We start from the raw sequence: 25,800 nt of genomic DNA, 5'->3' as shown, positions 1-25,800 counted from the left end.
TAAAAGGCCTGGTATCTAGGAAGCGTCCGCTTCGAGCTTTTCCTCAGCGGCGCTCTTGCGATAATACTTCGGATTGAGTGTCCAGAAGTCATCCGACTTGCCGGCTAGAAATTCGGCGATGCCGATTCGTCCCACCGCTTCGGCCGTTGAAGCCCAATAGTTTTCGTCGACCACCCTAACACCTTCGGGGACCAGGGCATGTTTGTTATGCAAACCGGGCCCCGTAATCGTCTGGCCGGCGGTTAAGCTGGCGAAGAACTCTTCTTGGTCGACGATTCGGGTATCCTGCTGCGCGACGTATTTCCCGTATTCATCCCGCTCGAAATGGGAATGAAAGAACTGATTTCGCTGGGCGTCCATGATGACATGCAGTGAAGAAACCGGTTCGTTGCAGCGAACCGTAATCGCTTGCAGCGTATTTACCCCCAAGGTGGTTGCTCCGGCGACGTAAGCAATCGTCTTGGCGGTCATCACACCAATTCGCAGCCCCGTGAACGAACCTGGCCCTTGAGCGACGATCACCAGTTGTAAATCGGTTGGCTTCCAGCCAACTTCATCGATCAGCCGTTTCAGGGTTGGCGTGATGACCTGAGTTGTGGGAACCGTAGTGTCCAGCCAGTCGGTCGCCAGGAGTTCGTCTCCTTGAAACAAGGCCAGCGAGCTTTGTCGCGTGGAGGTATCGATGGCAAGTGTCTTCACGGTAAATCGTTCCTGAGAGGGTCAGGGGGCGTGATCGTAGTCGCAGGTTTCCCTGGTGGTGCTGGCGACCCAAGCATGATTTGGCCGATCTTACCTTATGACCTAAGTTTGGGCGAGTTGGCTAACTGCCGACAAACGTATACTTGGTGGATTACGGCAATGTCCGTTGGTAATCTTGACCGCACGCACCCTGGCACCTAAATTTAGATCCTATATCAGGTTGCGACGGCTTCCATTAAAATCGAACTGCCGCGTCACGGGTTTCCAGCGCTCGTATGACTGGCTGCGGCTGTGACCCCAGTTCTTGAAAATCGGAAAGGTAGTCGGGCGTGAAACGTGCCCTCATCAGCGACATCCACGGAAATTTGGAAGCCTTAAACGCGGTCTTGGACGACATCCGCCAACAGGGAATCAGCGAGATTTACTGTTTGGGCGATGTCATCGGATACGGCCCCAATCCGGTGGAATGTCTGGATATCGTGCGTCGGAAATGCGCCATGTGCCTACTGGGCAATCATGATCAAGCGGCACTTTTCGATCCAGAAGGCTTCAATCCGGTCGCTTTCCGAGCCATTTTGTGGACGCGTGATCAAATTGATAACTCATCAGGTGGTGCCGTGGCGGTGAACGAACGCTGGGACTTCCTCGGCGAACTTCCCCGCACCCATGTTGAGCCAAATCGGCTGTTTGTGCATGGATCGCCCCGCGATCCAACTAACGAGTATGTCTTCCCGGAAGACATCTACAACCAACGGAAGATGGAGAATTTGTTCGAGCGCGTCGAAAAATTCAGCTTCCAAGGGCATACCCACATTCCCGGGGTATTTACTCCGAATCTAGAATTCTTCGGGCCAGACGAATGCGATCATGAGTATCGCTTTGGTGACGAAAAGGCCCTGTTTAACGTTGGCAGCGTCGGACAGCCCCGCGATGGTGATCCTCGTGCGTGCTACGTGATTCTGACTGACGAATCGGTCGTGTTCCGCCGGGTCGAGTACGATCCTGGTGTGCCAGCGGCCAAGATTTACGACATCCCACAGCTAGATAACATGCTGGGAGATCGTCTCCGCGACGGACGATAGCAGGCCGAAACCAGAGCGATTTAACAGACGGTGCCTAGCTACCCTCAAGCGAGACCGCGATGAAAACGGCCGTTGTCAGCGACATCCACGGTAACCTGGACGCCCTCGAGGCAGTTCTAGCCGATATCAAGACGCAGGAGGTCGAGCGGATCTACTGCTTAGGGGATGTGGTTGGTTATGGACCGAACCCGCGAGAATGCGTCGACATTGTTCGTCAATTCGACCTCTGCATCCTGGGGAATCATGATCAGGCCGCTCTGTTCGATCCTGAAGGCTTCAGTCACGGTGCCGAGCAGGCTATTTTTTGGACGCGGCGCCAATTAGAGTCGGGCGAAAGCGAAGAAGAAACACTAAGCCGCTGGCATTTCCTCTGCGGGCTCCCTCGGACGCACACCGAAAACAACTTGCTGTTCGTCCACGGCTCGGCCCGTAACCCGCTCTGCGAGTATGTCTTTCCCGAAGACATCTACAATCCCAAGAAGCTGGAAAAAATCTTCTCACTAATTCCCAACGTTTGTTTCCAGGGACATACCCACGTACCCGGCGTCTTCTACGAGTCGGCTCAGTTTGTCAGCCCAAAAGACTTCGACAACAGTACTTACCAACTCAATGGCGAGAAGGTAATGATCAACGTGGGCAGCGTCGGTCAGCCGCGCGATGGGGATCCCCGTAGCTGCTATGTGATCATCGACGACAATTCGGTTCAATTTCGTCGTGTCGAATATCCTATCGAGACCGTCGCGAATAAGATTCGGGATATTGACGATTTAGACGATTCTCAGGGAGAACGCCTCTTCGAGGGACACTAATCTTTTGACGAAACCGGCATAAGTTCCCTGTTTTTGCCCAAATATGGCCGATCTCCCTCCGAAGAAGCCTTGTGGCGTTTCCAAGAACCGCCCGAAAGGTGAGAATGGGGATGACTAGGTGACCCCCTTTCTCCAGTCACCATGGTAACTTCCAATCGTGCTTGGCCCATATTTCCAAGTAGGAAGGGACCTGGAGACGGCATTATCATTTTCTGAGCTGCTCCCTCAAGCAATTGGCAGCCAGTTTTCATTGCAGAGTTTCGATTACATCCCAAGGATCTTCGCTCGTGGAACGGCGCCACATCACTTTCATTTTTCTAGCCGCTTCGCTGCTGTTGATGTTCAACATGTTGAACAGCTCGAACAAGCAGCAAGAACCGCCAGCCCCGGATAATCAAGAGATTGCCGACCTGGATGAGGACGCCCCGAACGATAACGGGGACGGCGAGAACCAAACTGACGATGCCGATGCCCCGGCAGATAAGCCGGACGAGAAGGACAAGGTCAAATACAAACGCGAGTTCGCTTCGCTTGGTTCCGTCGCCGCAGATGGTGGCTACCGTATGCTGGTGACGCTCGATTCTAAGGGCGCCTCGGTTCACCGCGTTGAATTGAGCAACCCAAACTATCTCAGCTACGAACATGATGAAGATGGCGGCTACCTCGGCAACCTGGCCTTCGACGAAGCAGACGGCAAAGGTGTGCTTACCCATGTCGTCGGTCCTGGAACGCCAGCCGCCGAAGCCGTCGCGAATTTACCAGATACCGAAAACGGCCTGAAACCGGGTGACAAGATTATTTCGGTCAATGGCGAGTTGACCCCAACCGTCGATCAACTTCGAACGGTCATGAAGCAAACCCGGCCCGGACAAGAGGTCGAGGTCGAGGTCGAGCGGAAAACTTCCGAAGAAGCCGACGCCGGCACCAAGCAGCTAACTTTCACCGTCAAGTTGCGTAAGCATCCTGTCGAAGTGATCAAGCCCGAGCAGACCTCCCTGCCAGGCGCAAGCGGGGAAATGCCCAGGCGTGTCGATCACCCACCCGCGTTTCTGACAACCCTGGCCAAGGTTGGCAATCTTTCGGCTCGCAATGGTCTTTCCGAGATCAAAGGCCTTCCTTCGCTGATCGACAGCAATTGGAAAAAAACCCAGGTCTCCGACGACGAAGTTCATTTCGAGCTGACATTATTCCCCAGCGACCTCGAGCAGCTTGGTGAGAACCGCAAGCTACGCATCGTTAAGAAGTATCGCCTTGACAAAGTGACCGACGAAACCAAGGCCGCCCAAGGCTTTGAGATTCACTACGACCTCGAATTACACAACGAGTCCGACGACTCGCTGGCTGTTGCCTATCGCCAGCTCGGCCCAACAGGGCTTCCTCTCGAAGGATGGTGGTACGCTCACAAAATCAATCGTGGTTGGGGCTCCGCCGGCATCCGCGACGTGACCTGGGAGTCGAAAGACGGTAGCCAGTTCAAGATGTTTACCGTTTACCAGATGGTCGAGCAGCAAGAGGATGCCGTTAAGAATGGCTCCGACCCGCAGACGCCGCTCTACGCACTTGGTCAGGACATTGAAACGAAGTATTCCGGTGTCGATGCCCAGTACTTCAACTGCACGATGATTCTGGACGATGAAGGAAGCGATCCAACGATCGATCTTGCGAAGGGAACTTGCGGCCCAATTGGTCCGATCGATCCGACCTACAAGCCTCGTACCGATTGCACATTCACCTTGGAAAGCCGTGCTTATCCCATGGCAGCGGGCCAAACGGTAACGCAAAAGTTCAAGATCTTCGCCGGTCCGAAAAAGGAAGAGGTCCTGGAACATTACGGGCTGGAAGATGTCGAGTATTACGGCTGGTTTGGCTTTGTCTCGAAACCGCTGTTGTGGATCTTGCACACGCTGTATGCCGTACTTGGCAACTATGGCTTGGCAATTATCGTGCTCACGCTGATGGTGCGTGGTGCTATGCATCCGATCAGCCGGAAGCAAGCCAAGAACATGCAGATTCAGCAAGCCTTGGCTCCTGAGATCAAACGCATCAGCGATCAATATAAGGACGATCCTGAAGGTCGTTTGAAGGCTCAACAAGAGCTCTTTAAGAAGCACAAATTCAACCCGGTTGGCGGTTGCTTGATGATGTTCATCCAGTTGCCAATCTTCCTCGGACTTTATCGCGGCTTGGCAGTCGACTTTGAATTGCGCCAAGCCCCACTGATTCCAGGCATCTCGTGGTGCTCGAACCTGGCTGCTCCCGACCAATTTTGGTACTGGGGCGACATCATGCCTGACTTCATCACGCAGCCTGGCAGCATGTTCAGCCTCGGTCCTTACCTGAATATCTTGCCGCTGGTCACCGTAGTGTTATTCCTGGTGCAGCAGAAGATGTTCATGCCGCCACCGCAAGACGAGCAACAAGCTATGCAGCAAAAGGTCATGACCTTCATGATGATTTTCATGGGTGTGATCTTCTTCAAGGTCCCTGCTGGTCTCTGTATTTACTTCATCACCTCCAGCATCTGGGGCATCATCGAACGCAAGATGTTGCCCAAGCCCAAGAATGTGCCGGTCGTGATCGAGGCCAAACCAGAAGCGGTCAAACAACCGCGTGTTCGCCAGTCGAAGCGTAAGAAGTAACGGCGAAGAACCAAGGAGAGGACTGGCTATGTCCTTGGATCTCGATCGGACCATCGCCGCGATTTCCTCAGCGCCCGGGATTGGTGGGCGCTCGATCATTCGTCTCAGCGGTCGCGATGCTGTCGCGATCGCTTTGTCGATCACCACGGATGATGTTGCCCCTCACCCGACTCGGTCGGAAGTCTCGCAGCGTTCGATCGCGCTTGAAGGGGGCCGTTCTCTTGCTGCCGACTTTTGGGTTTGGCCCACGGAGCGTAGCTATACCCGCCAACCTCAAGTTGAAATTCACATGCCCGGTAGTCGTCCGATTGCCAACGCGATTGTGACACAGCTTCGCACGAAAGGGGCTCGGTTAGCCCAGCCAGGCGAATTCACGATGCGGGCATTTCTCGCCGGCCGGCTTGATCTTACCCAGGCGGAAGCGGTCCTGGGGATAATCGACGCTACCGGCGAGGGGCGTTTCCAATCAGCCCTCCGGCAACTGGCCGGTGGTCTATCGGGGCCTTTGCAAGATGCGCGGTTTCAATTGGTTGAATTGTTAGCATTGCTCGAAGCGGGCCTCGACTTCGTGGAAGAAGACATCGAATTCATTAGCCAGGAGGAACTCACCCGGCGAATTGATCGCATTCGCACTTCGCTAGTCGATCTGCGCGATCAGATCAAATCTCGAACTTACGGCCAAGCTCTTCCCAAGGTCTCGTTGGTCGGACTTCCCAATGCCGGCAAGAGTACACTTTTCAACGCCCTGACTCGATCCGACGATGCGATCACCTCGTCTCAGGCGGGGACCACCCGCGATTTCATCTCGCAAAAGGTCACCTGGCAGGGAGTCGACCTTGAGCTAATCGACACGGCCGGTCATGAAACTGCCTCCCACGAAGATCTGTTGGGAAATTTAATGGCTGAGCAAACCCGATTTGCCACTGAGGAATCGGACATCTGCGTCCTATGTGTCGACGCTTCAGCGGGTATCAGCGAAGCGGTTTCGGAGCTAAAACGGCTACTTCCGTCCGAACGACTGCTGACAGTCGCCACCAAGTCAGACATGGCGACCCGCCCAGTTGAGACGATTGGTACGCTTTCTACCAGTGGCCGAACCCTTCAAGGGCTGGAAACCCTGGAAAACGCGATCTTACAGCGAATTGAGGACCTTCAGCTCTCTACCACCCAAATGGTGCCAGAGACAGCCGTTCGCTGCCTGGGAGCGATCGAGGCGACGGTTGGGGCGCTTACCACCTGTGAGGACGGTATTGCGGCCGGAATGTCGGAGGAACTGATCGCTTCTGAGATCCGTTTCGCTATCTCGCAACTTGCCGAAGTGGTCGGTGCGGTCTACACAGATGATCTCTTGGATGTGATTTTTTCCCGATTTTGCATTGGGAAATAGTTGGATTATCCTGCAATTTTGTGCCGGGATTGATTGCGTAAGGCCAGCTTTATCGCTAAGTTGACAACTTAGGCGGTCCTTGTGGAATCCGATACTCTATGAGCATATCGATTCTGTCGTTCTTCACCGACGCCCTCGCAAGGCCCCTTCCCACCCCTTCCTATTTTGGATAACAACCGCTTCTCTGGCTCGACCCGCTTGTATTTCTTTATTGAGCAATTTGGCCACCAGAAGCAAACAAGTCGTATTTAACGAGGAGTTTAGTTAATGAGTTCTCGCCAGAATCGTCGTAACTTCATGAAGCTGACGGCCGCGGCCGGTGCAGGCTTCTGGGCTGCTGCCGGCGTGCAGGCCCAAGAGAGCAATTCTCCGAACGAGAAGATCAACTTCGCCAGCATCGGTGTTGGTGGTAAGGGTTCCAGCGACTCGGCCGACGCAGGTCGTTCCGGCAACATGGTCGCTATCTGCGATATTGATAAGGAACGCTTGGAAAAGGCGGGCAACTTCTACCCAGACGCGAAGCAGTACAGCGACTACCGCGAAATGCTGACCGAAATGGGCGATAAGATCGACGCCGTGACCGTCAGTACTCCTGACCACTCGCACGCTCCCGCTTCCGCCATGGCGATGAAGATGGGCAAGCACTGCTTCACCCAAAAGCCTCTGACGCACAGCATCTGGGAAGCACGTCGCCTGGGCGAAATCGCCAAGGAAAACAAAGTCGTTACTCAGATGGGTAACCAAGGTACGGCAGAACGTGGCGTTCGTCGTGCTGCTGAAATCATCCAGGCTGGCGCCATTGGTACCGTGAACGAAGTTCACGTTTGGACCAATCGCCCGATCTGGCCACAAGGTGTTGCTAAGCCAGAACCACAACCGGTCCCTGAAAACGTCGACTGGGAAATGTTCATCGGTCCAGCTCCTTACCGTGAATACGCCGACGCTTATCACCCATTCAAGTGGCGCGGTTGGTGGGACTTCGGTACCGGTGCTTTGGGCGACATGGCTTGCCATACGTTCAACATGGCCTTCATGGCTCTGAACCTACGTGACCCGAACAAGGTTGCTGCCGAATCGTCCGGTCACAACGGCCAGACCTACCCCAAATGGTCGGTCATCGAGTTCGACTTCCCAGAACTTGATGGACGTGCTCCATGTAAGGTCTTCTGGTACGACGGTGGTAAGCTGCCACCTCCGGAACTGACCAAGGATCTGCCACTGGGCGATAGCGGTAAGCTGTCGACCAGCGGAAGCCTGCTGATCGGTGACGCCGGTAAGATCTACTCGCCTAACGATTATGGTGCACGCTTCGATCTGCTGCCGGAATCGAAGTTCGCTGGCTACGAAGGTCCTCCGGAAACCATTCCTCGTTCCCCAGGTCACTTCAAGGAATGGGTTGACGGCATCAAGGGCGGTCCAGAGCCGATGTCTAACTTCGCCAACTACGCCGGTCCGCTGTCGGAAACCATTCTGCTGGGTAACTTGTCCGTCTGGACGACCGGTGAATCGGGTAAGGGCAAAGCAATCGAGTGGGATGCCAAGAACCTGGTTGCTAAGAACGCACCAGAAGTCGCGGACATCATCAAGCCGAAGTACCGCGAAGGTTGGGCTGACTTGATCTAAGCGTCCCATACGACCTAGATTCTCTGCAAAAAATGAGAAGCGAAGCCGCAATATCAGTGGCTTCGCTTTTTTTATGCCAACCTCCGCCTGCCGAAACGAAGAATTGCTCGAATCATTTGCGAAAAATGTTACCTTTCTTATATGATTAAGTGGGATCGAACCTCTCGATCTGTCCTCGCAATCTCCTCCCGGATTCCGCTATGGCCTTATCCCCTTCCGCGACGAAAACGGCGACCGACGCTCACGAATTGGCGTCTCCGTCGACCACCGGCTTTGTCCATTACCAACGGCAGCAAGCCGCGGAAGAGGATGCTCTGCTGATTCAGGCCTTACAGTCGAACGACCGAGAAGCTCTCGGGGCGTTCGTCCAACGACAACAGAGCTTCGTATTTGGTTACCTCCGTTCACGCTTAGCAGATCCGACCGATGCCGACGATCTCTGCCAAGAGGTATTCCTCCGCTGCTTGGCCGGCAAGGTCCGTTTTCGTGGTGATGTCCCGGTTCGTCCATGGCTTCTGGGCGTGGCCCGAAACGTACTTCGAGAACACATCCGCCGCAGTCGACGAAGAAAAGAGGTCGAGTGGACTGAACTTTGCCTCGAGTTGGACGCCCTCTCGCAGGAAGATCAGTCCGATTATCGCCAAGTCCATGATTGGCTGAATTCGTGCATCAGTACGCTCGGCCAGTCTGCTCATGACGCCTTAAAAATGCATTACTATGCGCGGCTGAAGATGGCGCAAATCGCGGAAAAGATGCGTCGCAGTGAAGGGGCCGTGAAACTACTGGTATTTCGTGCTCGACAAGCGCTGAAAGATTGCGTCAATCGCAAGTCGCGGAACTCTGCGGATGAATGACCAGCAACTGATCGAGCTTGTCCAGGAAAGCCCGATCGAAGACTTCACGCTGTCGCAGATTCAGCTGCTTCGCGAGCGTATTGCTGAGTCGCCAGAACTGCGCGATGCACTGGCTGATCGTCTGCGAATGGACCATCATCTAGCCGACGCCCTGGGTACTTCCGATGATACTTCGGATCAGTTCGTTCAGACGTTGCTCAGGCGGAAACAGCGACTTATCGCGCGCTCGCGATGGACTATCGGATTAGGGCTGGCACTGCTCATCGCCGTCGGGATAACGGTCGCCAGCATTCTCCCATTCTCTGGCAAGCCTACCGGCAATAACGAGGTCGCCCAAAAGGAAACTCCACCAACGCCTGATCCCGTCGTGGAATCGCCGCTTGCAACCGAAAACGCAACAGATTCTTCCACGAAAGTTATTACCGATACCGCTTCGTCCAGCGAAGAGAAGACTCAGGAAGAATCGCCTGCCGTCGAGGTTGTCGCCGAGCCGGATGGCTCGCTGCCGCCAGCGCCACTGCCAGCCGACATGGCCGAAAGTTTGCCTGCGGACGAGTTGACTGTTCCGGCAATCGATCCCATTTCTTTCGCGCATCTCACCTCACTTCCAGATGCAGGCCGTTACGATTCGCTGACACGCAGCCAATTCGATCAGTGGTTTGTGCGCGCGGATGAATCACTGCCTGGCGAGATCGAAGAGTTTCGTGATGGGGATCATCCGCAAGTCCGTTTCAAAGGTTGGTTCCGTCTTAGAGGCCCTTTGCCAAGCGGAACGGCACTCCGCTTCGTCGCTTCTGATTTGGACAAACTTCAGTTCCACTTTTACAACGGGGACGAAGGAGTCACGGTCGTCAAATATCGACACGATTACAATCCTTGGTACGCCTACTCCATGAAGCGAGGGGAAGATGGAATCCAACCTCGCGATTTCGCACTTGAGGCTAACGACGGTTACCGTGAGCATCGCGGTAATGCGCGACACTACCAACCCGTTGCCATTTATTTCGATGATACCACTAGCGAACTGGTCATCTATCGTGGTGACGCCGAGGTCATTCGCACGCCACTTACTGCAACCCCAGATCAAATCTACGTTGCTGGCGAATCGATCATTCGACAAATGAATCTTTGGCCGCTTTCCAACGTGCCAAAATCGCCAGCCCCTGAATATCCCGCCCAGGTCACGATCGACAAACCGGCCGAACTTCCTTGGGAAGAGAAGCTTGCGCAGAACGCAACCTTAGAGCGCAATGCGGACGGAAGTATTTCATTCATGGTCAACTCTCCCGACAACAACAGCTGGGCCTGCGTGCCAATCCCAGGCTACGGCATCCGCATGGTTGACTTGGAATTGACGGAAATCGACCCCTCGTTTGCGATCTTCCTGACTCGGCATGACAAACCGAAAGAGGAAGGCAAACCGCGTGAAATTCCACCCCCGCGCGATGCAATCGTCTTGGGTCGTAATCGTCGCTCCGAGAATCTCTACGCTCGGTTCTCATACGTGTTCGACGGCAAAATGGAAACCGATCGCGACCTGAAGGAATATCCGTCTACCGAAGTTCGCGACCATGTTTGGCTTCGTCTCTTTCAAGGCGGTGGCCAGGTCAAGGGATGGATCAGTCGAGACGGAATTCACTGGGCTCTTTTGTCGAGCGAAGCAAATAATGCCAAAGAGTATTACGACTATCTCGGAATCGGGGCTGCTCGCGTCGAAGGCGAACGTCGTCTGACAATTAGCAAGATCATCGTTCGCGAGTTGCCCACGCTAACCGGGCTCTTTACGGAATCGCATTGGCGCGAGGTCGATCAGATTCCGTGGAAACAGCTGGAAAACTCGCCTCGCCGCACCGACACGTATACCCTGGATGACGGATCGCAACAAGCCCCCGACTTGGCCTCGGCCCTTCGTCGCTACACGGCTAAAGATCTTCCTTTAGAAGGAATGATCGAACTTTGCGAAGAGGCGATGCACGGCAAACCGTTAGCAGAGCAAAAAGCGATTCTGACGGAAGTGCTCGCTTTAACCAAAACCTGGCCGTTGGATTACCACCAGAAGCGTTTTCTCACGTGGTCCCGAGATCGCTTGAGTGATATCTTCACCGACCAGCTCTACACGCCAGAACGACAAGACAACGCAGCATTCCGGCGAGAACTCTTCAACTTACCATCGATAAATCGTGACTCGCAGGAGTATCTTTCGCGCGAGCAGGTCAATGCCGAGTTATTAGCGGCGATTGAACAACAACGCTGGAACGACGTGCTATTTGGCTGCGAGACGATTCAAAGGTACTATCACTACGATCGCAACCGAGCACGCCGCGATTTTCCGATCTTAAACTGGGCGGGTGGTATCGCGATTCGCTACACCGGACGTCTGGTCGATTCGCAAGAGTATCTGACGGAGGGACGCTTAGCTTCGTTGCTTGTCGAAGACCTCAGCAAAGAAGCTTACAATATCAGTGCCGACTTGAACGCCGCCCTCGAGAGCGGCGCGATCGCCGATGCGTGCCGGTTGATCACGCAAATTCCTGAATCGGCTGTCCAGGGACTCGCCCCTTCGGGTAGCGATCCAGATCACTTCTTCTCGGTCCCGGCGGCGATTCAGATGGCCGTGCAGAATAATCAACAGCTGCGGCAGCAAATGCAGAGCGAGCACTCGGACTTGGCTCAGCTTCGACTAAATGCAGCCATCCAACGTGGCGATCGGAAGGTTATCGAGCTCGTCACGCTTCAATTTTTCGACACTGATGCTGCCGCTCAGGCGCACCTCTGGCTCGGCGATCAAGCGACCGCAGCAGGAAACTTCGCGACGTCACTTCAGCATTACTTAAAAGCGGCGAGATCCGCTGACGAAGAACTACGCACCGAAGTCGATGCCCGGATCATGATGCTCGGCCATATTCCTCCCGATCATCACGAGATTCTCACGGGTGAAATCGATCTCGGATCCACTAAGTTGCCAGCGAAGTCTTTGGTAGAAGAAACCGAAGTCTTGCGAGCTTCAATTCCAACCAGCGACGCCGTTCAAACAGCCGACACGTCGGCAACAACTTCCCCGGCTTGGTCCGATCAAGCCTGGCAACCGATGGAGATCATGTGGAGTGGCGTCTGGGGGAATGGTAAGGACAAACCGCCGACTGCAATTCGTGAAGAGAAGGTCGATTGGCGGCGACGCGATATGGGCATCTCCGTTCACGATGATCATGCCTACGTTTGCAATCGTTTTAAGCTCATCAAGATTGATTTGAATGATGGTACGGTGCTGTGGCAACAAGCCGAGCGTGATAATGGACGTGGCAAAGCCCACGATTATCCTTTCACCCGATCGGTACCGTTGGTTGTAGGAGATTTGGTGCTGTGCCGTATGCTCCAAGAGAAAGGGTTCGCGTTGAACGCTTTCGATCGCGCAACGGGCGAGCCGCGTTGGGCAAGCAATCTCGACGGACAGATGGTTTTGGCCACCGATCCCATCGCCGTCCAAGGACGAGTACTGATTGTCACGCTCAAAGAACTCGCCCAATCGACCCATGTCGTGCGACTTTCTCACGTCGATCTAGCGACCGGCGAGTTCGTGGAGAGCAGCAATTTGTTTCGCATTCGCGATACATGGTTCGATCGTGGGATTGGTAAGATCGTCCAGCACCAGGAACAGCTTCTCATTGACTTGGGAGGCGTGCTGGCATCGTGCGATATTTCTGGCTATTTACAGTGGGTCCGCAAGCAGTTGACCTTCCCGCAATCGATCGACAATCGTTGGGCTCACCAAGACCTCAGCGATTTAGTCATCGTTGGCAATCGAGGCGTCTCCTTCCATGCTGGCAGCATGCGCATGGAATGTTTCGACATCGCCACGGGGCTTCTACATTGGACGAAGCCAGCAGTCGATGTCCACCGGATTGCGCGGCTGGACGATCAGAATCTGCTTGTCGAAAACGCCCAAGCTTGGCAACAACTAGCGATGGAAGATGGCCAAGTTCGACAACAGATCCAGAAGCCTGAGAACCTGCTTTATGGATTTCGTGCCGCCGATGGCATGATCGCATTCGTGCATCAACCACCACTGGAAAAGGACGCCCAATCAAGCCTTGCCACGAAACGTTTCCCCTGGTCGGGTGAAGCTCCTACCACGCTACAAAATCGCGAGCTCCCGGGCGACCAAACGCCTGGTGTGGGCCCCTCGTTTTACGGCGCAGGCCATTGGTATCTTTGGTATTCGGATGACGAAAGCAGCGATAACCGCGAACTCTTGCTCGTCCCTTAGGTCGGCCCTTCACGAGATAACGTCGCAGCAATGACAAGAGCCGACGTTCTTTTTTCGGAGTAAAACTTGTTTACTGATCACTTTTTTGCGTAACGATTGCCTGTGCTCAGGGCATAAATTGACAAGAGACGACCCTTGCCCCAGAAAACTTAACATTCGTTCAGGCAAGGCCTTATCGGCCATCCCTAGTTCTTCCGCCGCAAAACTATGCACTTTTCTCGGTACATTTTCGTGATCCTCTGTCTCGGCGTTTCGCTTCCTGCGATGACACCAGCCTGGGCGGAAGGACCATGGGAGATCACCCCGGAAAGCACGGCGGCGTTAGACCGTGGCTTAACCTGGCTGGCTGAAAACCAAGGTCCTAACGGCGACTGGGAATCAGACGACTTAGGGCTGATTGGCATGGGAGCCCTCGCATTCATGGCCGACGGTCACGCCCCAGGTCGTGGCAAATTCGGACAACCACTCGATCGAGCTCTGAACCGGATCTTATCGAGCCCCCGGCCTTCTGGCCTTTTGAACGTCGCCGATGCCCAACGCGACATGTACAACCACGGGCTGACCACGTTCGTTCTGGGTCAAGCTCATGGGATGACAAACGACGCTCGCATTAACGGTGTTCTCGATCGCGCGCTCAAACTCATTGCGTTTACTCAAGCCGAAGACGGCGGCTGGGATTACCGCGCCGTGCGAAGAGAAAACGGTCATGATCTAAGCCTTGCCGTGATGCAAGCGAAGGCCCTGCGGAGCGCCATGGATACGGGCATTGAAGTTGCCCCGGAAGTGGTCGACCTGGCGATCAGTAGCGTCCGCGAGCATTACAGCCCGGAAGGCGTTTCTCGCGATGCATCCGAAGCGGAACAGCGCAAGTACCCCGGTCAATTCACCTACACGCGTCATGGCGGCAAAGCCTCGCTGGCGATGGCCGCCGCCGGCGTGGTTTGTTTGCAAGAGTTTGGCCAATACGACGACTGGCGAATCCAAAAAAACATGGAAATCATCCATGCCGAGATCGCCAAGCTGAAACAGAAAGACAACCGCCAGAACGGACGTTTGCCGTTCGATGCTTACACGCTCTACTACGTTGGCCAGGCACTCTATCAAGTCGGAGGCGAGGACTGGCAGCGGTCGTATCCGATTTTGCGAGACGCGGTCGTCGAATCGCAAGTCGTCCGTCCTGGCAATCCGCGCGAAGATGGTCACTGGAATGCGGGCGCTCACGTTGGCGGAAAACCAGGCGATTTGTATGGCACAGCGGTCGGTTGCTTTATTCTGGCGATGCCGAATCGTTATTTGCCCATCCTGCAGGAAGGGCGAATCGAATCTTTCCAACATGAAGTCCCGTAGTCATCCCGTGTTTTGCTCTGGAGAATTCAGCTAGTCCATGTTTCCCGCGTTCGTAGCCTCTGGTTTCGCGATTGCTGGCGCCGTTATGATGTTCGGCCCGGCTTTGATTCACCTGTTGAATCGAAATCGCTACCGCACCGTCGAGTGGGCTGCGATGGACTTCCTGCTCGAGGCCATGCAGTCGAATCGTCGATTGCTGCGAATCCGCGACCTTCTACTCATGCTCCTACGAGCGGCAGCTCTTCTCCTGTTTGGATTAGCGTTAGCTCGCCCCTATTTTGCTTCCTCAACCGATACCTCAGCCACGGTTGGAACATCACGACCACCCCATGCAATTCTCGTGATCGACAACAGTCTCAGCAGCTCACTCGGATCCATCTCAGGCTCGGTACTCGAGCAATCGAAAGAACAAGCCCGACAGTTTGTCGAAACTCTTCCGTCCAATAGCAAGATCTCAATTCTTCCGCTTAGTGGTGGCCAATCGCATCGGCTCTCCGATCCCTTTTCATCTCACATCGATGCGGTCGACGCGATCGATAAGGTGGCTGCCACGCATGCTGCTGGCGAACTGACACATGCTTTGAATCAAGCAAGAAGTCTCGCCGAAGAAACTCCCTCGCATGCTCCTCACGTGATAATTTTCGGCGATCAGCAAGCCGCCCAGTGGCAGCGACTGGCACGGACGAGCCCGCCTGAGGACGACATGCCGGTGATTGTGGTCGGCAACGAAGCTTCCGCCCCAGATAACGCCTGGATCGAATCGTTCGGCATCCCAGATGGATTAGCGGAACTTGGCATGACGACACGGCTGGTGGCCACCGTTCGTTACCACGGCGATGCTCCTCGCGACAATGTTGCCGTGACCTTGCGTGTTCGCGAAAACGAAGTCGAAACCAAGTTCGTCGACTTCCCAGCTGGCGACTCGGCACGGACGTTGTCGTTTGATTATGTGTTCGATCCGATGGAAGTGGATCCAGCCCGAACGACCTCCATTCCTATATCGGTCAACCTGAATGGCGATGCCCTGACAGCCGACGATTGCCGTTGGCTGGTTGTTCCGTTAGTTGCCTCGACACCGGTGGTGTTCATCGACCAGTGGAGCGATGCCGAAGAGTCCCCTTCCTTAGGACGCGTTGGAGATACCTGGATTCTCCGGCAACTTCTCAGCCCGAAGCCTGAAGTAAGCCGAAACGACGAGCATCTGATCCGCGCCATACATCTGTCGCAGCGTGAAGCCGAAGGAGAAACGCTGCGAGCGGCCTTACGAGAAGCGCGCTTAGCCGTCATAGCTGGCGTCGAGGCCCCCTCGGCCAGCCTGGTCGATACGCTTCAATCATACGTCCAGCAAGGAGGACAACTTGCGATTGCCGCCAGCGGCGAGTTCGACGCGAATGCCTGGAATGATGTCGCTTGGCGCGGCGGACAAGGAATTCTCCCGCGGCCATTACGCCGTGAAACCATCGGTCACAGCTTGGACGACTTATCCGACGACTTGCAACCGTTCCGGATTGCCTCGAAGGGGCTGCTCGATCACGCTTACTTCCATATCGCCAACCTCGACGAAACGCAGTTGATCGACCTGTACACTGACGCCCTCTTCTTCAAAGCCGTCGTTCCCCAGAACGATTTTTCCCACGAAGATCTTGCCCAGCCGCCAATATCCACTGCCTCAGAAGAACCTTGGCTGGCCTGGTCCCCGCCCGTTAGCCACCTGGCGACCAATAAGAGCAGTCAAGATATCTCAGACGCTGCCGCCACCACGATCGCCCAGTTTGACAATGGAGTCGATTTCGTGGTGCAGCGTAGCGTCGGCAAAGGGCAGATTGTCTTTTTCAGTTCCGGTGTCAGCACAAACTGGTCGACCTTGCCCAGCACCAACGCCGTGCTGATCTTCGATCGCGTGCTTCGAAACCAACTCGCTTCGACCTTTCAGCGGGTCAACTTCAACGTCGGTGAGACCGCCTTGCTGCCGTTGCCCTCCGCGGCAGGCGATTCGAGCGTCCAAATCGAAACTCCCAGCAGCGGCGTTGTAAGCTCGATTTCACCTCGCTTTCTCAACGAAGTCACACGAGGCGTTTTGATCGAAAGCTTGGATACGTCAGGCATCTACTGGCTCTCAGATCGAGCGGGCACAGATACCACCAACGACATGAACGATAACGGATCGCGTTATCGCTTCCCTATCAGTGCAACGCCACCTGCGTGGGAATCGGAACTATCCCGCCTCGATCAATCGTCGTTCGAGGCGTTGCAGTTGCCGCCACAGTATCGCTGGCAGAACTCGATCGAGTCCATGAACGCTGCCGGCATGAACTTGTCTGGGCATTCTTGGTGGCAATGGTTGATCGCGTTGGTAATCGTTTTGCTGATTGTCGAAATGACCGTCGCCGCAACCCCTTCGTGGTTATCCTGGCTTGTCGAACGTAGCTCTCCTGCCACGGCGACTAAGTAACGAAAGAATTCATGTTCTCCAAGGTTTTAGGTTGGTTATTCGGGATAAGCGACGTCGAGATGGTCGACGGCGTCAGCATGTCCTTTGCCGCGCCTTGGGCCACATCAGATCCCACGTGGCTGATCGTTGGTTGCCTGGCCGCGATTGGGTTTACGGTCTGGTACTACACTCGAATTCAAACCGGCATCACCACGTTGCCAACCGCTGCATTGGCTTCTGTCCGAGCGATTATCTTAGTTCTGCTGATTGTTACCCTGGCAGACCCGACCATCCGGCTGACGGCGGTTCGCACCCTAAAACCGGTGCTCTATATGGTGTTCGATGGCACGGAAAGCATGAACATCCGCGATAACCTAACCCCGGACGAACTTGCCGCACTGACCGAAGCCGTCGACAACGAAAGCCTTAACAGTCAGGCTTCCATCCCCGAATTAACTCGACAGCGATGGGTGCAAGAGTACCTCGGAAAAGCAAATCACAACCTGATCGACGAATTAGAGTCGCAGCATGATATCCAGCTCGAGTACTTCCTTTTCGACGGTGACTCGACCAGCGTTGCCCGGCGCATTACCAGCGGAACCCAGGAAGGCCCGCTCACGCCTGGCGAAATTGCTCCAGAACTAACCACCCATGGCAAGGTGACTGCCCTCGGCGAATTGGTAAACGATTTGGGCAATCAATCGACTCGTCGCCTGGGCGGATTGGTGGTATTCAGCGATTTCGCGCACAACTCAGGCATCGCACCACTAGGCTCGAGTGGTCCCAACGAACCGACACCCCTGCAGCGATTGGGAGTACCGATTTACACCATCGGAATTGGCGCTATCTCGACACGTGACATCCAAATTGAAGTTCAGCCTCCCTTGAAAATGAAGAAGGCGGAACGTTCCACGATCACCGTGCGGCTTAACCAATCTGGCGTGCAAGGGGAATCGGCTCAGGTCAACGTTACGGCGCGTCCGCTTCAGGGGGACAGCATTGGGGAAGATTCTGGACTGCAAGAGATTGTCGTCGGATCGCAACTTGTCACCTTCGATTCATCGATTCAATATCTTGAATTCTCCTTCATTCCCCAGCAATCAGGCCGGTTCTTAATCTCCGCCTCAGTGGATGTGCTACCAGGCGAAGTCAGCGAACAAAACAACGAGTCCTCGCGTCCCGTCAACATCGTCGACGATTACATCCGCCTCACTTACATCGAGAACGAACCGACGTGGGAATGGCGCTTCGTCAAGGAAGTGTTCCATCGCGATCGTTTAGTTGGTATGGAAGGTTTTCGCACGTTTCTCCGCTCGGCCGATCCCAAGGTGCGGCAAGCGAACGAGATGTTTCTGCCAACGCTCACACCTCAGCGAAGCGAGTTCTTCGCCAACGACGTGATCTTCCTGGGAGACGTCCCCTCGGAAGCATTGAACGAGCGTTTCTGCCGTATGCTCAAGCAGTTCGTCGGTCAATTTGGTGGCGGACTAGTGGTCGTTTCTGGGCCAAACAATGGTCCATCTCAGCTTATCGATACCGAAATCGCCGATATGTTGCCGGTCAAGCTCGATCGATCCCTCTCGCTTCGCTCGGCCCGCCCTTTCCCACTACAAATTACACCGCTCGGCAAGCAGGCCGACATCATGCAGTTAGGGGATGGACTGACTGGCGAACCGATTTCTCCCTGGGATAACCTCGGAGAACTTCCTTGGTACCAACCAGTACTCGGCGTTCACTCACAGGCCAACGTCTTGGCCCAACATCCCACCGATGTATGTGCCGATGGCAAGACGCCTCAGCCGATCATCGCCACGCGTCGTTACGGCAACGGCGAGGTCATCTACCTCGGCTTCAATGAGCTGTGGCGAATGCGGCGCATCTACGGCGAAAAGTACTATCGCCAGTTCTGGTCCCAGATCATCTCGCGACTGGCCCTTAGCCATGCTCTGGGAAGTCAAAAGCGTTTCGTCCTTTCGATGGATCAAATGGAATACCAAGTCGACGACCGGGCCCTCCTCACGGTGGAAGCATACGACGAAAACTTTGATCCCCTGACGGCGGATAACCTTCCCACGGAAGGATTGCAGGCCCAAGTCTTCCTGGGCGAGGCTGCCGCTGGTCAACCGCAGCAGGTCAAGCTTAGTGAAACACGCCCGGGACGTTTTGAAGTTCGTGTGCCGGTTTATGAAGCAGGCCGTTACACCGCACGGGTTACCGACCCTATCACGGGTTCGCCGAGCGAGATTCGTTTCGATGTCGTCGGTGCCTCCGCCGAACAGCGTAATCCGGCGCGTAATTTGGCCTTGCAACAAGCGATGGCGAATTCGACTGGCGGCAATTCGTACGAGCTGTCCGAAGCCAGCAAGTTGGTCGAAGATTTGAAACTTCAGCCGGTCGCAGAGGAGATCTCGCGTAGCTTTCCGATCTGGGGAACGCCTCTTTGGTTCATCGTAGTGGTCGCACTTCTTTTGACGGAGTGGATCGTTAGAAAGCGAGCGAACCTGGCATGAGCACGGCTAAACTCAGCAGCTTGAAGTCGCAGCTAAAGCGGTTACGTGATGCCCGCGATCGTCTTCGCTTGGGGACGGCGCTGACCGGGTCGTTCTTTTGGATTTCCGGAATTCTGGCGGCGTGGTTCGTGCTCGACTACGGGCTGCACCTCAGTACCCTCCACCGCTTTCTGATGATGGTCGTTAGTTTGCCGGTATTGGCTTATGGACTTAATCGAGCATTCACCGCGCTACGTGGCTGGGGTGCTTCACTAATCGAAACAGCCATCACGGTCGAGCATCGCCACGGAATCGACGGCGATCTGGTCGCTGCTATTCAATTCGACCAAGGACAGGCAATCGGCTCGAACGAACTGCAACAAGCGGTCGTTGATTACGTTTCTGAACTTAAAGAAGAAATCGATGTATTCGAAGGCTTCGATGCCAGCCACGTTCGCAATCGAATGCTGGGTGCAGGGTTGGTACTGCTGCTGTTCGCGGGAGCCTGCTTCGTCGCGCCACGCTACGTTTCGGTTTTCTTTCAGCGGTTGTCGATGGCCAACGTCAGCTACCCGACGCAAACCATAATCGCGGCGATTGAAATGAATGGGACGGCGATTTCGGTTGATGATCCTTCGCAGGCTGCAACACTTGGCTACGGCAGTCCCCTTGCACTTCGCATTGCCTGTGAAGGTGTCGTACCGCGTCATTGCCGTCTGCAGATTACCGATGCCCAGGGAGGTTCCACCGAAGCAATCCTGGAACCGGAGTTAAACCAGCCTGGCGAGTTTCTTTACTCGGTACCACGCTTGATCGAGCCGATTCACTACCAGATTTTTGCCGGAGATGCAGAATCACCTGAGTTGGCTATCGAGATCATCCCTTTGCCAACGCTCAAGGTCGAACTTGCCGCAACACCGCCCGATTATGCCAAGAACATCCACCTCTCCAGTTCTTCATCATCCACGCACCTGGCAGTGCTCGCCGGCAGTGATGTCACGCTCAACGTCATCTCTGATCGGCCCGTCAATCCACCGGAGCTCACCCTGCGTCGCGGTGCAAATGCGTGGACCGAACTTCTTGAAGAGACCAACGACACATCGAATATCTGGAAGCTACCCACCACACTCGATGCGTTATCAAACGTGCAGGAAACGATTGCTTACGAACTAACCGCGATCGACGAACATGGGCTTTCCCCTGCCTCGCCGGTTCGGGGTACGATTCGTGTGGTTCCCGATCGACTGCCTTCGGTTTCACTTCGGACGATTCACCATATCGTCCTTCCGACGGCCGCCCCAATGATTCATTATCGAGCCGCCGATGATTTCGGCTTGGCCAACCTAACTTTCCGCTTGGAAATCCGTCGCGGCGAAACGGCCCCGCGGATCGTTGAAGTCCCCCTACGAAAATACGACGCCAAGTCCCCTCCGCAGACCCTAGTCGAAGGAGACTATGCCCTCGACTTGGCACCTTGGCAGTTACAAGTCGGTGATCAAGTACAAATCGTGCTGCAAGCCACCGACTTTCGCGCTAGCGCCCAGGAAATATTGGGGGCCAGTGATCCGCTGAACCTCGAGATCGGCGATGAAAGCAACGTGCTGGCCGCAATCGCCGAAGCAGATAAGCAATCGGAACAAATGCTCAACGAGCTGATCGAGCAACAACTAGGCTTGGGAGAGAACCAATGATGCGCGGCTCACTTTTGGCCTCACTCCTCGTACTGCTCACAATCCTGGTTCAGGGCGACGTTTCCGTGACCTACGGCCAGGATGTCGATTCGGGTTCACTCCGCCGCAAGCAGTATACCCAGCAACAAGCACAAGCCTTGACGCGACAACTTGTCTCGCAAGTTCTCGATCTTCAAGCCGCTCAGTTACGGCAAAACGGGCTGACCGAGGTTCCGATCTACAGCGATATCCTACAAATGCGCGGCAATCTCGACGAGTTGATTCGCAACGAAATGCAGGGAGTCGTCCAAAAGCTGATGCTGGCCCAGCATTCGGAAGGTCAAGCCAGGATCGATGCCATAACAGGTGCCCGCGCTGAGGTTCGGAACGTGCTGCTGGCATTGATGGCCGAACGCCAGCGACTTTATCGCCGCATGCGATTAGCTCGATTGCACGCTCAAGTACGTGAACTGATTTCCGTGCAGGAACAAGTCTCGACGCAAACCCGGGAACTGCCTGGCTTGCCGATGGAATCGCGCGACAGTGTCGCGCTCGCCAACCTCTCACGGCAGAGCGATGCCGAAGGCATGTACCGCCAGTTGGAAGCAGTGTTGACCGACATGCGTAGCTGGGGCGGTTCTCTGGCAACCTCCGCAATCGCCGGACAGCAAATCTTGAAAGATACAGGCGCTCGAGACGAACTTGATGGAGCTTTGCGCAGCATTCGAGAAGGACGTTACTCCGGGGCAGCGGTCCACCAGGACGCGTTTGTTGCCGCCCTCTATAAGATTCTAGAAGACCTCCAGCAAGCCCAGGGGCTCGTCGACAACAGCCTCGAGTCAACGATGAACGAGATCGAAAAGCTGCGGAACGAACAGCTAGACGTTCAGAACGAAACCAAGGAGTCGGAACTCACTCCAGATAAAGCCGACGAGCTCTCGCAGAAGCAGGAAGCGATTCAAAAGAAGCTGGAAGATTTGGCTAAGTCGATGGTCAATCAGCCAGAGTCTGCCAAGCCGCTGGAAGAAGCCACCCAACTGGCCGCCGAAGCCGTAAACGAATTGTTCGAAGCCGATCAGGAAGCCGCAGTCGACAAACAGGACGAAGTGCTTGCCAAGCTCGATACCCTCAAAGATCAGCTTCTTGAGCAAGCGGTACCTCCGAACGTCGCTAGCGCGGACGAGCGAGCGAAACAGATCGCCGCTCTCGAAGAAGCGAAAAAGAATCTTGAAGAGGCCCTTGAAAAACAAACCGCCGCGGAGCAGCAATTTGAATCATCCCCTGATCAAACCGCGCCGATCGCGCAAGCCGAACGCGAAGCGGGCCAGCAACTAGACAACGCGGCCCAAACCGAGAATCTTCCGGAAGCGGTGAAGCCGATGATCGCCGAAGCGAAGTCAGAAGCCAATCAAGCAGTCGCTGCCGCTCAAGACGCTACCAGTGCGAACGAGCAATCGACGGCTCAATCCTTGAAAGACGCTACCGATGCAACGCGTCAAGCATTAGAGAACGTTGCCTCAACCTTGGCAGACGCACGCCGCCAGCAACTGGCAACCACCATCGGAGAACTGGCCCGTGCTGCTGAAGCACTCGACCGTGCCGCCGCGGCCCAGCAGGAGATCACACGCGATGCCACGAAGATCGCGAATGATCCCCAGCAAGCTGAGGCCGAGAATATGGAATCCCTTGCCGGCACGCAAAGCGATATCGCAGCCGTCGCCAATCGTGTCGCCGAAGGCACCAAGACCACGGCCCCTCAAGCCGCCGAAGCATTGAAGCAAGCGCAAGACCAGATCGCCAAATCGAGCCAAGCGGCCAAGGGAATGTCGCGTCCGCAGCAATCGCCTGAGGCGACCGGCAAGCAGGCCCAACAGCTTCAGTCCGAATCGCGTCAGGCCCAGCAGCAATTGAATCAAGCCGCCAACGCCCTCCGGCAAGCTGCCAAAGAGGCAGCGAATCAGTTGGCCGACACCGCAGATCAGCAATTGGGACAGATCGATTCCGTCGATCAGGCGTTAAACGATCTTCCAACCCAGGAGCCGCCGGCAAATGCCCAGCCTCGGCTAGAAGCTCTTGCCAACGAAGCGGGCATGATTTCGCCGGAAGCCGCAGCCCGCCTTCGTCAGCCAACTTCGGGCAGTCCCCAAGGCCAAGATGATGCTTCCATGACGTCCGATGCTTCCGCGAATAAAAACAGTCCTGGCCAACCATCGACCAACTCTACCGGGGCGTCCCCCAGCCAGAATCAAGTTCAACAAGCGCGCGCGGAACTCGCCGGACGTCGCCAACCGATCGCGGCGGATAAGAAAGCGGCGGAAGAGATCGCGAACTTGCTGGATAACATCAGCGACTCGAGTGAACGAATTCAGGAGCTATCCGAGCAGTTCATGGCCAACGCCGAATCGCCAGTCGATGCGAACGATGCCCCAGGTGAAGCTGAAGAGAATTCAGCATCCCCGATGAGTCCAGGCGAAGGCGCTCAACCGATGCCGACCGACGGATCGGAGGGCGACGCCGCTTCACAGGCTCCTGAAACACCCAATCCGGTGGCGGCGCAACTGGCCGAATCCATGCGGCAATTCGCCAACTCCCAGCGACAAGCGACCCAATTGGCATCTAACGCTGCCCAGCAATCGCAAATCGCTAACCAACCAGTCCGCGAAGCCTTGCACACGGCGTCCCGTTTGCCTGCCCCCCAATCACCGATGAGCGGTCCAGACGGAAGCCAGTCAAGCGATGGGCAAAAGCCATCTTCTCCCGCACCTGGCGACCTAGCAGGAGAACCAACCGAAGGTAATTCCGAACCTGGTAGCCCTTCGGAGGCCTCCTCCGGTTCACAAAGTTCCGCAGCCGCCGAGCAGCCTAGCCACGGACCACAGCAAAGGGCCGGCATGGGGACCTCCATGACCTCACCCACACCACAAGTTACTGCCCAAGCACTCGCTGGTTCCCAGGTCATGGACACGCTTTGGGGGCAAATGCCCGAGTTGATTGCCGATGGGGATTCATCCAGCCAGGAAGTCGCCACCATCGATCCACTAGGCATGGCCGCACCCGCTTCGGCGATGCTCGACAACCCAACATCGACGCAATCGAATTCGCCCACCGATGCCGTCGCCAGTAACGCGATGCAAGGACAAAACACCAACGATCAGGCTTCCAACTCTCAGCCAACCGGCTCGACTCAAGCTTCTTCTGGTGACGAGTCGACTCCGGAAGAAGCTCCTGGCATGGGAACTGGCAGTGGCAGTTCATCGCCAGGCGCACGATCGTTCGAGAAGGAACCTTGGTTCACCAAGCTTCCCCCAGGCGTCCAGCAATCGATTCGAGCAAGCGTGCGACGCTCACCGCCACCGGGCTACGAAGAGCGTCTGCGTCGCTATTTCGAGAACGTCGACTAATCCATTCAAAATTAACCAAGACAACCTGATAGCTTTCCGAACGTCGAGGCACCTTAGTTATGGCAAATGATCCAATCTCTCAAAGCGACGTCGCCGCCGTGCAAGAGTGTGAAAACGCATATGGCAAACTGCGAGACGAGTTGGCCAAAGTGATCGTCGGACAAGCCGATGTGATCGAGCAAGTCCTTGTGGCGATGTTTGCCAAGGGACATGCCTTGCTTGAAGGTGTTCCAGGCTTAGCGAAGACGCTGTTGGTCAGCTCGTTGGCCGAATCGCTGCACTTAAGCTTCAAGCGAATTCAGTTCACGCCTGACTTGATGCCCAGTGACATCACCGGGACCGAGATCATTCAAGAAGATCTCGAAACGAAAAAGCGTCGTTACGAATTTCTAGAAGGTCCGATCTTCGCGAACCTCATATTGGCAGACGAAATCAACCGTACGCCACCGAAAACGCAAGCTGCCATGCTGGAAGCAATGCAGGAACGCCAAGTCAGTGCCGGTGGTACAATTCGCAAGCTACCTGATCCCTTCTTCGTATTGGCGACGCAAAACCCTTTGGAGCAAGAGGGAACCTATCCCATGCCCGAGGCACAGCTCGATCGTTTTCTCCTACACATTCGCGTTGATTATCCGACCGGAGCCGAGGAATGGGAGATTGCTCGCCGAGTAACCGCAGGAGCCCAAGAGTCAATCTCGGCGTGCATGACCGGCGAGCAAATCGCCGAGTTCCAGAAACTGGTGAAGCGTGTACCCGTTAGTGACCAAGTGCTTGGCTATGCTTGGGCCTTGATTCGCGCCACCCGCCCTGGCACCCCGGAAGCTCCGCAGTTTGTCAATCAATGGGTCGCTTGGGGCGCCGGTCCCCGTGGCCTTCTGACCTTAGTAACATGTGCTAAAGCTCGGGCCATTTTGTACGGACGTTATCACGCCAGCATCAGCGATGTTCAAGCAATGGTCAAACCGGCGTTGCGTCATCGCTTGGCGGCCAACTACTCGGCTCAGGCCAACGGCTATACCAGCGATAAACTGATTGAAATGCTGCTGGAAGAAGTCTCAGCAGAAAAGACGTACGCTTGTCCCGCCGCATAACCAAAGTAAAACGA

General features: G+C 55.3%; 14 protein-coding genes. 13 read left to right on the top strand and 1 reads right to left on the bottom strand.

Going from position 1 to position 25,800, the window contains the following annotated elements; genetic code table 11:
* Nucleotides 1–15 precede the first annotated feature (15 nt).
* The gene (gene tsaB, locus C5Y83_RS24450; protein WP_105332419.1) at nt 16–699 is read right to left on the bottom strand and encodes a tRNA (adenosine(37)-N6)-threonylcarbamoyltransferase complex dimerization subunit type 1 TsaB; all 684 of its coding nucleotides are present in this window, start codon (nt 697–699) and stop codon (nt 16–18) included.
* A 329-nt stretch (nt 700–1,028) separates the two neighbouring features.
* On the opposite strand from tsaB, the gene C5Y83_RS24445 reads away from it, so the two are divergent.
* The 13 genes from C5Y83_RS24445 (at nt 1,029) to C5Y83_RS24385 (ending at nt 25,786) form a co-directional block, all read left to right on the top strand.
* Entirely contained in the window at nt 1,029–1,781 is a 753-nt protein-coding gene (locus C5Y83_RS24445) for a metallophosphoesterase family protein (RefSeq protein WP_105332418.1), read from the top strand.
* A gap of 59 nt (nt 1,782–1,840) precedes the next feature.
* Complete coding sequence (locus C5Y83_RS24440; RefSeq protein WP_105332417.1) at nt 1,841–2,590, top strand: metallophosphoesterase family protein; 750 nt, start codon at nt 1,841–1,843, stop codon at nt 2,588–2,590.
* Nucleotides 2,591–2,877: 287 nt separating this feature from the next.
* Nucleotides 2,878–5,229 (top strand): YidC/Oxa1 family insertase periplasmic-domain containing protein, encoded by a 2,352-nt coding sequence (locus C5Y83_RS24435; RefSeq protein ID WP_105332416.1) that lies wholly within the window; start codon nt 2,878–2,880, stop codon nt 5,227–5,229.
* A 28-nt stretch (nt 5,230–5,257) separates the two neighbouring features.
* On the top strand, nt 5,258–6,616 hold the full coding sequence (locus C5Y83_RS24430; RefSeq protein WP_105332415.1) for a tRNA modification GTPase: 1,359 nt from the start codon (nt 5,258–5,260) through the stop codon (nt 6,614–6,616).
* A gap of 267 nt (nt 6,617–6,883) precedes the next feature.
* Nucleotides 6,884–8,239 carry a Gfo/Idh/MocA family protein gene (locus tag C5Y83_RS24425; RefSeq protein WP_105332414.1) on the top strand — a complete coding sequence of 452 codons (1,356 nt, stop codon included), beginning with the start codon at nt 6,884–6,886 and terminating at the stop codon, nt 8,237–8,239.
* A 200-nt stretch (nt 8,240–8,439) separates the two neighbouring features.
* Nucleotides 8,440–9,093, top strand: coding sequence for an RNA polymerase sigma factor (locus C5Y83_RS24420; protein WP_105332413.1), 654 nt, complete (start codon nt 8,440–8,442; stop codon nt 9,091–9,093).
* Complete coding sequence (locus C5Y83_RS24415) at nt 9,086–13,357, top strand: PQQ-binding-like beta-propeller repeat protein (protein ID WP_105332412.1); 4,272 nt, start codon at nt 9,086–9,088, stop codon at nt 13,355–13,357. Before C5Y83_RS24420 ends, C5Y83_RS24415 begins: the two co-directional genes overlap by 8 nt.
* 231 nt (nt 13,358–13,588) lie before the next feature.
* Entirely contained in the window at nt 13,589–14,704 is a 1,116-nt protein-coding gene (locus tag C5Y83_RS24410) for a squalene--hopene cyclase (RefSeq protein WP_233207350.1), read from the top strand.
* A gap of 37 nt (nt 14,705–14,741) precedes the next feature.
* Nucleotides 14,742–17,156, top strand: coding sequence for a BatA domain-containing protein (locus C5Y83_RS24405; protein ID WP_105332410.1), 2,415 nt, complete (start codon nt 14,742–14,744; stop codon nt 17,154–17,156).
* An 11-nt stretch (nt 17,157–17,167) separates the two neighbouring features.
* Nucleotides 17,168–19,645 (top strand): hypothetical protein, encoded by a 2,478-nt coding sequence (locus tag C5Y83_RS24400; RefSeq protein ID WP_105332409.1) that lies wholly within the window; start codon nt 17,168–17,170, stop codon nt 19,643–19,645.
* On the top strand, nt 19,642–21,315 hold the full coding sequence (locus tag C5Y83_RS24395; RefSeq protein WP_105332408.1) for a DUF4175 family protein: 1,674 nt from the start codon (nt 19,642–19,644) through the stop codon (nt 21,313–21,315). The genes C5Y83_RS24400 and C5Y83_RS24395 overlap by 4 nt, the downstream gene beginning before the upstream one ends.
* Nucleotides 21,312–24,695 carry a hypothetical protein gene (locus tag C5Y83_RS24390; RefSeq protein WP_105332407.1) on the top strand — a complete coding sequence of 1,128 codons (3,384 nt, stop codon included), beginning with the start codon at nt 21,312–21,314 and terminating at the stop codon, nt 24,693–24,695. Before C5Y83_RS24395 ends, C5Y83_RS24390 begins: the two co-directional genes overlap by 4 nt.
* Nucleotides 24,696–24,754: 59 nt before the next feature.
* Complete coding sequence (locus C5Y83_RS24385) at nt 24,755–25,786, top strand: AAA family ATPase (protein WP_105332406.1); 1,032 nt, start codon at nt 24,755–24,757, stop codon at nt 25,784–25,786.
* The last annotated feature ends 14 nt before the right edge of the window (nt 25,787–25,800 follow it).

The sequence above is a fragment of the Blastopirellula marina genome, assembly GCF_002967765.1.
Lineage (GTDB): Bacteria > Planctomycetota > Planctomycetia > Pirellulales > Pirellulaceae > Bremerella > Bremerella marina_A.
The sequence above is the reverse complement of the archived record's forward strand: the minus strand, read 5'-3'. Positions and strand labels throughout refer to the sequence as shown.